Source organism: Agrobacterium larrymoorei (assembly GCF_037722385.1).
GTDB classification, from domain to species: domain Bacteria; phylum Pseudomonadota; class Alphaproteobacteria; order Rhizobiales; family Rhizobiaceae; genus Agrobacterium; species Agrobacterium larrymoorei_C.
On sequence record NZ_JBBKAQ010000016.1, the window covers coordinates 1 to 11,586 of the forward strand.

Annotated in this window: 12 protein-coding genes; 9 read left to right on the forward strand and 3 right to left on the reverse strand. The window is 56.3% G+C overall.

The genetic code is table 11. From position 1 onward, the window contains the following. The first annotated feature begins 153 nt into the window (after positions 1-153). Both WKI41_RS14245 and WKI41_RS14250 read left to right on the forward strand, forming a co-directional pair. Positions 154-873: a hypothetical protein gene (locus WKI41_RS14245; protein ID WP_340194164.1), complete on the forward strand. Its 720-nt coding sequence runs from the start codon at positions 154-156 to the stop codon at positions 871-873. A 15-nt stretch (positions 874-888) separates the two neighbouring features. After that, complete coding sequence (locus WKI41_RS14250; RefSeq protein ID WP_340194165.1) at positions 889-2,082, forward strand: helix-turn-helix domain-containing protein; 1,194 nt, start codon at positions 889-891, stop codon at positions 2,080-2,082. Positions 2,083-2,120: 38 nt separating this feature from the next. On the opposite strand, the gene WKI41_RS14255 is transcribed toward WKI41_RS14250, so the two are convergent. Both WKI41_RS14255 and WKI41_RS14260 read right to left on the reverse strand, forming a co-directional pair. Then, positions 2,121-2,924, reverse strand: a complete 804-nt coding sequence (locus WKI41_RS14255) for a hypothetical protein (protein WP_340194166.1) — start codon at positions 2,922-2,924, stop codon at positions 2,121-2,123. Continuing rightward, positions 2,908-3,525 carry a hypothetical protein gene (locus WKI41_RS14260; protein ID WP_340194167.1) on the reverse strand — a complete coding sequence of 206 codons (618 nt, stop codon included), beginning with the start codon at positions 3,523-3,525 and terminating at the stop codon, positions 2,908-2,910. Before WKI41_RS14260 ends, WKI41_RS14255 begins: the two co-directional genes overlap by 17 nt. Positions 3,526-4,051: 526 nt before the next feature. Here WKI41_RS14260 and WKI41_RS14265 point away from each other — a divergent pair. From WKI41_RS14265 to WKI41_RS14290, 6 genes are all read left to right on the forward strand, one after another. Further along, entirely contained in the window at positions 4,052-5,383 is a 1,332-nt protein-coding gene (locus WKI41_RS14265; RefSeq protein ID WP_340194168.1) for an alpha/beta hydrolase, read from the forward strand. A gap of 67 nt (positions 5,384-5,450) precedes the next feature. Beyond that, entirely contained in the window at positions 5,451-6,503 is a 1,053-nt protein-coding gene (locus tag WKI41_RS14270) for a 4-hydroxyproline epimerase (RefSeq protein ID WP_340194169.1), read from the forward strand. A 135-nt stretch (positions 6,504-6,638) separates the two neighbouring features. After that, positions 6,639-7,679, forward strand: a complete 1,041-nt coding sequence (gene pyrC, locus WKI41_RS14275; RefSeq protein WP_340194170.1) for a dihydroorotase — start codon at positions 6,639-6,641, stop codon at positions 7,677-7,679. Positions 7,680-7,745: 66 nt separating this feature from the next. Further along, positions 7,746-8,444 carry an orotate phosphoribosyltransferase gene (locus tag WKI41_RS14280; RefSeq protein ID WP_340194171.1) on the forward strand — a complete coding sequence of 233 codons (699 nt, stop codon included), beginning with the start codon at positions 7,746-7,748 and terminating at the stop codon, positions 8,442-8,444. Positions 8,445-8,529: 85 nt separating this feature from the next. Further along, the gene (locus tag WKI41_RS14285; RefSeq protein WP_340194172.1) at positions 8,530-9,456 is read left to right on the forward strand and encodes a carbohydrate kinase family protein; all 927 of its coding nucleotides are present in this window, start codon (positions 8,530-8,532) and stop codon (positions 9,454-9,456) included. A 25-nt stretch (positions 9,457-9,481) separates the two neighbouring features. Then, the gene (locus WKI41_RS14290) at positions 9,482-9,937 is read left to right on the forward strand and encodes a GNAT family N-acetyltransferase (protein ID WP_340194173.1); all 456 of its coding nucleotides are present in this window, start codon (positions 9,482-9,484) and stop codon (positions 9,935-9,937) included. Between the two features lie 23 nt (positions 9,938-9,960). On the opposite strand, the gene WKI41_RS14295 is transcribed toward WKI41_RS14290, so the two are convergent. Continuing rightward, positions 9,961-10,413, reverse strand: a complete 453-nt coding sequence (locus tag WKI41_RS14295; RefSeq protein WP_340194174.1) for an Lrp/AsnC family transcriptional regulator — start codon at positions 10,411-10,413, stop codon at positions 9,961-9,963. Positions 10,414-10,529: 116 nt separating this feature from the next. Between WKI41_RS14295 and WKI41_RS14300 the strand changes: the two genes are divergently transcribed. Next, on the forward strand, positions 10,530-11,498 hold the full coding sequence (locus WKI41_RS14300; protein WP_340194175.1) for a nucleoside recognition domain-containing protein: 969 nt from the start codon (positions 10,530-10,532) through the stop codon (positions 11,496-11,498). Positions 11,499-11,586 lie beyond the last annotated feature (88 nt).

Consider the following 11,586-nt stretch of genomic DNA (forward strand, 5'->3'; position numbering starts at 1 on the left):
TACGTGATTACCTTTGAGATACGCGACCCCTGTGTAAGTCGGCAGCTTGGGGATTGTCACCGCATTTTACGCCGGTCGCTTGCAAAGTGCAAAATTTTGTGTTCATTTTCCGCTTAATGCAAAAATCCACAGGCTTACGAGAAGGAAAGCCACATGATCCCCACTGAGCGTAAATTCGAGTTCGAAGCTTCCATACGGCGAGACATCCCAAGAAATGCGCTCGTTGAGGTGAAGACAATGTTTCCACTTGCTGCAGAGCAGGCTGATGTAGCCGTAAGCACGTCGCATACAGCCATTGTAGGTGGTGTTCCTTTGTCCCGCTATCGGCAAAGCAGAGCTGTGGGCTTGATTAGGCATAACATTATCGATGAGGCATTCGAGGGAATACTTGGCCGGAACGGCGCTGAGTTCGTCAAATCGGTTCCGGTTGAGTACTCACCCGACGAGATAGCGCTTGCGCCTGTTCACCTCACCACCGGCATCTTCGGCCACACAATGGTCGGCTTCGCCTCACATAGGGAACTAACTGATACACCCGTGAAGAATGCAACCCGGAGAGCCCTCTGCTATCAAAATCGTGGACTTTCAGCTGATCTTTTCCATCCCCCCGAAATGTTCAGTGATCGGAAACGAATGGTCATTATCATGGTGAGGCGTGATCCTAACGTGCTCGGTAAGCTCGCGTCTCTCACCTTGTCCGTCTTGGATAGCAGGCAAGAAACTTTCATCTATCAGTCGGATATCGATGAATTCCTTGCTGGTTACGGTTCGGAGGCAGCGCCACCAGTCAAGCGTCCCGTGAAGCTCAAGCCGGTCAAGGCGAGCTTCAAGGACACCAATGGGGATGCGTCTCGCGATCAGAACGAAAAGTGACTTTAGGAATGATAAGTGCGTAGCGGGATACAGACATTTGTTGGGACCAAGCTGGCCGAAGCTCGGCAGGCAAGGGGCATTTCATCACGAAAAGCTCTTGCTGATATGATGCAGCGAGCAGCCAGCACGGTTCAACGTTGGGAAGAAGGGGAATCTTTCCCGGAGCCACAGGCGCTGTCTGAGCTTGCCACACTTCTGGCTGTCCCAGAAGACTTCTTCTTGACACCGCGACCAGATGGCGCTGGGCCGTCTTTCTTTCGGTCATTTGCGGGCGCTCTCAAAAGCGACAGACTGATTCAGCAGGCGCGGTTGGCGTGGCTGGAGGACATCACAGCCGTAGCTGAGCATTACGCTTACCTTCCGGAAGTTGATGTGCCGGATTTAATGCATGGTCGAAGCTTCAAGGCGCTCAGAAGCGATGACATTGAATCCATTTCACAGGCTGCACGAGAACATTGGGGATTAGGCCTTAAGCCGATCCTAGATGTCGTGGCGTTCGTTGAGAGTATCGGAATTGTCGTAGCAGCAGAACAGATGGAAACGGATAGGCTGGATGGTCTTAGCCGCTGGGGCCAAGATGGGCGACCATATATCCTCTTAGCTAATGACAAACAGTCCTTTGCGCGGCGTCAGTTCGACACAGCTCACGAGCTAGGGCATATCCTTCTTCACCGGTACGTAACCGAAAGCGAGTTTGAAGAGAACTTTAAGCTCATTGAAGATCAGGCTCACAGCTTCGCGTCAGCTTTCCTTCTGCCTGCAAGCCAATTCAGTGTCGAGATTGACTCTGGAGCTATTTGGGAACTTGAAAGACTTAAGGCCCGCTGGAAGGTGTCAATCAAAGCCCAGATCATGCGGCTCAAACGATTGGATATTTTGGATTCGGTTTCTTCACAGCGCCTCTTCAAAGCCTACAGTTCAAAGGGATACTCTACAAAAGGCGAGCCATATGATGACGTATGGCCCCTGCAGCAGCCCAGCTTGCTAGCTGATGTCTTCCGCGCATTGGTGGAGGCGGGACAGGTGAGCAAGGAGGCTCTTTGCCATGACCTTCCTCTTTTTCCTCATGATGTAGAAAGCCTATCCGGCCTGCCAGTTGGATGGCTAACGCTTGAAGCGGCCCGTGTCGTCGAGTTCAAGACTGGCTTGTTAAGGCGACCTGCAGACAGTCCTACCAATGCGCAGGTCATACCTTTACCCCGGAAGTAGTGCTCCCCTGCTTCCCCGACTGAGGAAGTCGCGGGAAGTCAGCGCAGTCCTGCTAATAACCTAATAAATGCCATGCCACTGGTGGCGGACAGCAGGGCGAGCTCAAGGGGAGCTTCATGCACTTGCTCAAAGGGTGCCCCATGCCTGTATAGGTGCGCCTCTTTGACCCAAGCATTGAAGGTCTCCAGCATACGGCTCACCTTGTCCTCAGCATCGGGAAATGCCCCATATCGATCAAGAAGGATTGGCTTTAAGTATCCGTCTACTGACTGCTTGTTTAAGCGGTTCGCGGTGTTTGGTCCAATGACTACGAGGAACGAGCTTTCCACAGCTTCGAAAACACCACGTATCACTCCTTTGCCGCTCTGCTTCTGAGGCGAAAGGGCTTTTAGACCCTCTTCTAATGCGGCTCGCGCTGCCGTGAATTCAGGTTTATTAAGACCTGAGAGAGCAGCTTCCACAGCGCTAGAAAACTCTGCATCAACCAAGAAGTGGATGCCGCCCTTATCATCTATTTTGTAATGTAAGTCCTCTTGCTCCAAAATCTTACGAGCCTCAGCAAGCTGATTTGGAGCTTGTCGTATCCACAGCGTTATAGCGCTAAGGAAATCACCAATGTCTGTTTTTTGCCAGAACCCGTTGTGAAACCAACCGTTAACGTACGGGTAGTCAACGCCAAGCTCTCTCTGGACGATAGAGGGAAACTTGTTTAGTTGGTCCGCACTCATACTAGCCAAAAAGCAAGCGGCAACTCTCCTTCGGGCTTTTATGCTGTCAGATAGCTTTGTGTGCCTTCGCAGGTAGTTTCTTGTAAAAAGCTCACCCTCATTCCCCTCCTCCAAGTCCGCTCTCCCCCTGATTCGAAGTGAGTCTGTATGCCACGATGTCGCGGGCCTCAACAACCGAAAGGCCGAAAGCTATTTGCTTAAGCAACTCGCTATGCATTCTAATGTGGTGCTCAGGGTCTTTCCTCAAAGTCTCCGGCAACTCCTTGCCATGTCGGTAAGCAACAAGCGAAACCCCATCGTCTGCATCCCGCCACTCAATAAGAGGGTCTGGTATAAAGTCGAAGCGCGACGAGAGCTCCACCGTCTGAGGCGTGAGGCAAAGCCATTGGCTCCCCATCTTGACCACAGAATGCAGTATCAAATCTTCGCCTAGGACCATCCAACCGAACACGTGGCGGCTTGAGCCTGAAGGGTCGTTGGCCTCTTGAGTGGCGCAGTTGCTATGGCAGTGGTAGGGCACCATGTCGGCGGCTAAGAGCTCCTCTTTAGGTGGGCGCGTTACGACAACACGAGGAAGGGCAATTACCTCATTGTGTGCCTGCTGCTCCCACTCCGTAGCGGGGGCTGCAAAAGCCTCAACATTCCGCAGTATGAGCTCTTTAACCGCTGGGGTGGCCTTTGGCACAATCTCGTTGGCAGGTGGATCAGTGATCATCGTGTTGTTGACTCCCCGCAACCGAGAATCGGTTTACGCTAGATGCATTAAAAACAGTATAGCAAGAAAACCACTTCTTAAATCCGCCCTGATCTGCTACACACAGCCAAACTGGATGGCTTGCACCGTATTGTTTTGGTTGAGCTTTTAGGAACTTTAGGCGTTTCTCTTCGGGTGCGCCATTTTCCTTCCGTTTACAATTCGATGCAAAATAGTTTTTGTTAGCGCAAAGTCTGCCCTCATGCCGATGCGACTGCGCATAATGTTCCTCCCTTGCACATTATTGTCGTGCTGATGCGGATGATGGAGACGCCAAGTTATTTTCGCCGGCAGTGCTCCTAGCGTGACGTTACAGCCATCTAACCGCTGCGGCTATGAAGACACAGCGTCTTAGAAAAGCGGGCGACGATAACACCTTTGTCGGTGGCCAATACCTTTACGGTCTGTAATAAGCAGTGCGGTTGATCGCCAAGGTTTGCTGTGTGTGTTTACGCACGCTCCATGGCCAGGTTCCTGGAGTGTCGGAATGGCCGCGAGGCTTGTCACGTTTGTCACCCTACTCGCGGTTCTTGCCAGTTGCGGCGGGCGTCCGATCGGGGTGATGACGCCAACGGGGCAGGTGGCGCAGGGCACGACGCCTGTCAGCCTGCTGGTGGCGACGACACGCGCGCCGGCTGACGACAAGGCGGTGCTGTTCGGTGGCGAGCGCGGCACGGGGCTGAAGGTGGATGCCGTCACCGTCTCTATTCCGCCGGCTGCCAACCGCAAGGTCGGCCAGGTGCAGTGGCCGAAAAAGCTTCCGCCGGATCCATTGAAGGATTTCACAACGGTTTCGGTGAAGCCCGTGACGTCGGCGGCGGAGACGCGCAACTGGATCAAGCGCCACAGCCCGAAGGACAGGCGCGTTCTGGTCTTCGTCCATGGCTTCAACAATCGCTACGAAGAGTCGGTCTACCGTTTCGCTCAGATCGTCCATGACTCCGGAACGGACGTCGTTCCGGTCGTTTTCACCTGGCCTTCCCGCGCCAGCATCTTCGATTACAATTACGACAAGGAAAGCACCAACTATTCGCGCGATGCTCTGGAGGAGATGCTGACGCGCCTCGCCAAGGATAGTTCCGTCAGCGACGTGACGGTCATGGCGCACTCCATGGGCACCTGGCTTGCAGTGGAAGCACTGCGCCAGATGGCGATCCGCAATGGGCACGTGCTGCCGAAGATCAACAACGTTATCCTGGCGGCTCCCGATCTCGATGTGGATGTCTTCGGTCGTCAATATGCAAGCCTTGGCAAGGACAAGCCGAAATTCACGCTGTTCGTCTCGCAGGATGACCGGGCGCTCAGCCTGTCGCGCCGTATTTCCGGCAATGTCGACCGCCTCGGCCAGATCGATCCCGCCGCCGAGCCCTATCGCAGCGAGTTGGAAAAGGCCGGCATCACGGTCCTTGATCTCACCAAGCTGCAATCGGGCGACAGGCTGAACCATGGCAAGTTCGCCGAAAGCCCGGAAGTCGTGAAGCTGATCGGCGACCGTTTGATCGCAGGTCAGACAGTAACGGATTCCGATGTCGGTCTGGGTGAAGCCATCGGCGCTGTCGGCATTGGTGCGGCACAGACAGTCGGCACAGCTGCGAGCGTGGCGATCAGCACGCCAATTGCCGTCTTCGATCCGCGCACCCGCGAGAATTACGGACGACAGGTAGAGCGTCTTGGTCGCTCAGTGGAAAACACCGTTGGCTCTGTCGGCGATACGGCCACCAGCGTTGTCGATCCGCAACTCCTCGATAGCGGAAATCGCAGCCAGACGGATTGCTCTCTTCGCGTCAATCGCGAAAATGCTGCCTGCCGCGCTCGCTGATCCGCCAATATACAAACAGTATTTGATCGGTTATGACGGGGAAAACCCCCACTCGGAGTAACGCGCCATGCGCTGGAAACGCACCCTTCAGCTTCTCGATGTTCATTGCGAAGGGGAGATCGGTCGTGTCGCGACCGGTGGTGTGCCGAAAATTCCGGGCCCCACGGTTGCCGAGCAACTGAACTGGCTGAACACCGATCCGAAAGGTGAGGAGCTTCGACGCTTCCTGACGCTTGAACCGCGCGGAGCGCCGATCGGCTCCGTCAATCTGCTGCTGCCACCCAAGCATCCGGATGCGGATGCCGCATTCGTCATTCTCCAGCCGGACCAGGCGCATGCAAGCTCCGGCTCCAATTCCATCTGCGCCACGACTGCCCTCCTGGAAAGCGGCATGGTGGAGATGAAGGAGCCCGAGACCATTGTGATGCTGGAAACCGCAGCCGGCCTCGTCAAGGCTACGGCCACCTGCAAGGACGGCCGCTGCGAAAAGGTCAAGCTCACCATGGTGCCGTCTTTCGTGCATGAGCTGGATTTCGAGATCGACACGCCGGGCTGGGGCCGCATCCGCATGGATATCTCCTATGGCGGTATTTTCTATGCGCTGGTGGATGTACGTCAGATCGGGCTTACCATCGACAAGGCCAACGCCGCCAAGCTCGTGGCCGCCGGCATGGTGCTGAAGGATATCGTCAACCGCGACATTCCGGTGGTGCATCCGGAAATTCCCGCCATTTCCGGCGTCGCCTATGTAATGTTCCGCGACACGGAAGAAGATGGCACCATTCGCACCTGCACCACCATGTGGCCGGGCCGGGCGGATCGTTCGCCCTGCGGTACTGGCAACTCGGCCAATCTGGCGACGCTTCACGCGCGCGGCAAGGTGAAGGTGGGCGATACCTACACGTCGCGCTCCATCATCGGCACGGAATTCGAGGTCGGTCTTTCTGCACTCTCCCAAGTGGCAGGCAAAGATGCGGTCATTCCCACCATCGCCGGTCGCGGCTTTACCTTCGGGCTGCACCAGATCGCGCTCGACCCGTTCGATCCGCTGGCCGATGGCTTTGCCATGACCGATGTCTGGGGTCCGCAGGCGGGCTCCATCGGTGAAGCGAAAAAGTAGCCGTAAGTCGTCCAGCAGCGCTGTCTTCTTCGGCAGAAAGGTGCTAAGCGGGCCGCACCCCATACATTGTTCTTCGCAAGGTCTCCACGCGCGAACTGCGAGACACCTTGCACGGACCTGCTTGAGAGGCTGACAATGCAGACGATCACCCTTCGCCGCCCGGATGACTGGCACCTGCACCTGCGCGATGGCGCAATGTTGGAAGGCGTGATCGGCGATAGCAGCCGCCATTTCGCCCGTGCCATCATCATGCCCAACCTCGTGCCGCCGGTCGTTACTACGGTGGATGCGCGCGCCTATCGTGAGCGCATCGTCAAGGCCATTCCCGCTGGCGATCGCTTCGAGCCGCTGATGACGCTCTATCTCACCGAGCATACAAGCGCCGATGATGTGGAAGAGGGCAAGAAGAGCGGCCTCATCACCGCTGTGAAACTATACCCGGCTGGTGCCACCACCAATTCCCATGGTGGTGTGCGCGATATGGACAAGGCCATGCCGGTGCTGGAGCGCATGGCGAAAATCGGCCTGCCGCTTTGCGTCCATGGCGAGGTGACGACGCCTGAAGTCGATATCTTCGACCGCGAGAAAGTCTTCATCGATACGGTTCTTGCACCCCTGCGAAAGCGCCTGCCGGAACTGAAGGTGACGATGGAGCATGTCACGACGAGGGACGGCGTTGACTATATCCGCGAGTCGGAGAAAAACCTCGCCGGCTCCATCACGACCCATCACCTTATCATCAACCGCAATGCCATTCTTGTCGGCGGCATCAAGCCCCATTATTACTGCTTGCCCGTGGCGAAGCGCGAGGAACATCGTCTGGCGCTGCGCGCAGCCGCGACCTCCGGCGACGCCCGCTTCTTCCTCGGCACGGATTCCGCTCCGCATGTCGACCCACTGAAGGAATGCGCTTGCGGCTGCGCTGGTGTCTACACCTCGATCAATACGATGAGCTGCCTTGCCCATGTGTTTGAGCAGGACAATGCGCTCGATAAACTCGAAGCCTTCGCCTCGCTCAATGGCCCGGCCTGGTATGGCCTCAACCCCAACGACGAGAAGATCACCCTTGTGAAGCGCGACGAGGCAGTGGCATTTCCGGAGAAAATCGAAACGGGCGCTGGACCCGTCACCGTCTTCGATCCGATGTTCCCGCTCCACTGGGATGTTGAAAACTGATGTTCGAACTGCCGGTTAATCCGGCAGTTTTTTTGTCTATAGCTGAGAAGAAAGAGGAAGATGCCGATGGCCCAATTCAATTTCACCGATCGCACCGTGGTTGCCGAGCTCGTTGCGAAGATGCTGTGGGAAATCAAGGCCGTCCACTTCAACTCCGAAACGCCCTATACCTTCGCATCGGGCATGAAGAGCCCCGTCTATATCGACATGCGCAAGCTGATCTCCTATCCGCGCATCCGCTCGGCCGTGATGGATTTTGCCGCCGCCAAGATCGTTGCCGATGCCGGTTTCGAGAAGTTTGATTGCGTCGCCGGTGGCGAGACTGCGGGCATTCCCTTCGCCGCTTTCTTGGCGGAACGTCTTGGCCTTCCGATGATCTATTGCCGCAAGAAGCCGAAGGGACATGGCCGCAATGCGCAGATCGAAGGTCATATGCCGGAAGGTGCGCGCGTGCTGGTCATTGAGGATCTGACCACGGCAGGCGGTTCCATGTTCACCTTCATTGATGCCATTCGTGCCGCTGGCGGCATTGTCGATCACGGCATCGCGCTCTTCTATTACGGCATCTTCCCGGAAGCAGAGGCGCGCTTTGGCAATGGCAATGTAAAGCTGCATTATCTCAGCACCTGGCGCAATGTGCTGGAGGCCGCCCGTTCGGAAAAGCTGTTCGACGACAAAACACTGTCGGAAGTGGAAGCCTTCCTGGATAATCCGCTGCCATGGTCGGCGCGTCACGGCGGTGTCAGCGAATTATCGCAATCGTAATTTTGGCTGATCCTTGCCTCGCATATTGACCGGGGCAAGGTGCTGCCGTTAAGCATCTAATCGATTTAGATTTGGAGGAAATCGGATGATCCTGTGTTGTGGCGAGGCCCTGATCGACATGCTGCCGCGTGAATCGACCAAAGGCGAGGCGGCTTTCGCCCCTTATGCGGGCGGCGCGGTCTTCAACACCGCCATCGCGCTCGGTCGTCTTGGCGTCCCATCCGCTTTCTTCTCCGGTATCGCCGATGACATGATGGGCGAAATCTTGAAAGAGACGCTGCGCGCCAGCAACGTTGATTACAGCCTCTGCGCTTTCTCCAACCGCCCGTCCACCATCGCCTTCGTCAAGCTGGTCGATGGCCACGCGACCTATGCCTTCTATGATGAAGGCACAGCAGGCCGCATGCTATCGGAGAAGGATTTGCCGCATATTGGTGGCGAGTGCGAAGCGATGCATTTCGGTGCGATCAGCCTCATACCCGAACCTTGCGGCAGCACCTACGAGGCGCTTCTGGTGCGCGAACATGAAAAGCGGGTTATCTCGCTCGATCCCAATATTCGTCCGGGCTTCATCCAGGACAAGCAGAAGCACATGGATCGCATAAACCGCATGGCCGCCATGGCGGATATCGTCAAGTTCTCGGATGAGGATCTGGCCTGGTTCGGCCTGAAGGGCGATGAAGACACGCTTGCTCGCCACTGGCTGCACCACGGCGCCAAGCTCGTCGTTGTCACCCGCGGCGCGGAAGGCGCTGTCGGCTACACCAAGCAGCTTCGCGTCGAGGTACCGAGCGAACGGGTTGAGGTGGTCGACACCGTCGGCGCCGGCGACACCTTCGATGCTGGCATTCTCGCGTCGCTGAAGCTGCAGGGTCTTCTCACCAAGCCACAGGTTGCCTCACTCACCGAAGACCAGATCACCAAGGCGCTGGCACTCGGCGCCAAGGCGGCGGCGGTCACCGTATCACGCGCGGGAGCAAATCCGCCTTGGGCGAATGAGATCGGGCTGTAAGGCTTGGCATGAAGGATTGAGCACCATGCTGGTTCGAGCCGCAGAGAAAGGCGATCTTCCAGCATTGCTCGACCTTTACCAGCATCTTTCGCCTGGCGATCAAGCTCCGGACTTGCCAGATGCCGAGGCGAAATTCGAACAGTTTCTAGCCTATCCCGGCAGCATCATTGTGGTGTGTCAGGTGGACAGCGTTATTGTTGGCTCATGTGCCTTGATAGTGATACCTAACCTTACACGGGGCGGCCGGCCTTACGCGCTGATCGAAAATGTCGTGACGCATAGCGACTTTAGAAGGCAAGGTATCGGAAAGCGAGTTCTGGACTTTGCAACAGATCATGCTTGGCGGGCTGAGTGCTACAAGGTCATGCTGATGACAGGCTCCACGAGGCCGGAGACACATGCATTTTATCGCAATGCAGGGTTTGTACCTTCCAAAACCGGTTTTCAAAAGCGGCAACTTCCGGCGAGGGGAGAGAGATGAAGGCGAACCGCCGATGACCAACGTCAAACCCGGATCGCCGTTTCCTCTTTCGCTGTCCTGATCACCACCATCGTGACGAAGCGCGCAACATTCGTCTGGTCGCGAAACAGCCTGTCGCATAGAGCGTCGAACTCTTCCATGTCGGTGAGACGCAGCATCAACATTACATCCATGTCGCCGGTAATCGCGTAGGCATGTGTCACCGCTTCCTCGGTCCGGGCAAGATCGAGAAAGCGCCGCATTTGTTGTTCGCCGTGAAGCTTCAACTCCACCGAAACGAGCGCCTTGATTCCGCGCCCGGCCTTTGCCGGATTGAGAATAGCGACGATGCGGTCGATGATCCCGGTTTTGGTAAGACGCTGAACTCGACGCAGGCAGCTTGATGGAGAGAGGCCGATCCTTTCCGCCATCTCCACATTGGTGAGCGCTGCGTCTCGTTGCATCAGATTGAGGATTTTTCGGTCGATCTTGTCCATCAGCCAATCATAAGCATGCAAGCGAGATCTGCAATAAAATTGCAAACGGGCGCAATCTTTGACCAAAAATGCCGGCGGCCGCAGGCTATAGAATGGCGAGCCCCAAGGAGTTACCGATGCCGATCTTTCAATCCCTGCTGCTGAAGTCGCGTGAAACGCTCGAGATCTATTGGTTGCTGGTCAAACTCACGGTCCCGATTTCGGTGCTAACCGAGGTCCTTTCCCGCTTAGGCCTCGTCGAAGCCGTCGCTCCCGCCTTCGCGCCAGCCATGCACGCGGTTGGCCTCCCTCCAGAGCTTGGGCTCGCGTGGCTGACCGCGATGCTTGTGGGAATATGGGGTGCGGTGCCCTTGATCTTCACGCTCGTCCCTGTCTCTGAACTGAGCACGGCGGATGTCACTGTGTTCTCCGCTCTCGTTCTCTTTGCCCACGGCCTGCCCCTCGAACAGAAGATCATTCAGAAGGCCGGCCCCGGCATGGTGGCAACGACGGCACTCCGCATAGTGGGAGGTTTCGCCTATGCACTCATCCTGCACCACCTCTTCCAGATGACGGGCTGGCTTTCTGCGCCCGTTGCTCCGGCATGGATGCCTGGTGCTACCACACCAGACTGGTCCGTCTATCTCTGGGGACTGGGCGAAACGATGGTGATGATGCTTGTCGTCCTGCTCCTTCTGTCATGGAGCCTTGAGATACTGAAGATCACGGGGATTCTGGGCCTCATGATGAAGGGCATAGAACCTGTGCTGCGACTGGCGGGCATCAAAGGCGAGGCGGGGCATTTGACGGCTATCGGGCTTTTCTTGGGGATTTCCTATGGTGCCGGCCTTTTGATTCGCGAAGCCCGTTCCGGAGTCATCGCCCCTCGCCAGATATTCCTGTCCTGCGTCTTCATGGGTTTTGCTCATAGCATCATTGAGGACACGCTTTTGATGGTGTCTCTCGGGGCGGACACATACAGTATCCTGATCGGTCGGGTGATCTTCGCCATCTGCGCGACCGCAACGCTGGCACTCTTGTTGACGGTGATATCGGATCGCGCTTTTTTCTCTCGCCTGTTCACAAGCCAGCCCGAAGGCACGTGAAGCGAAACGAAATTCTCAACATTACCGATTACGCAAAATCCAATTCGTTGAAATTCTGTGCATCGTGTTGATTATAGGAGCAATCCTT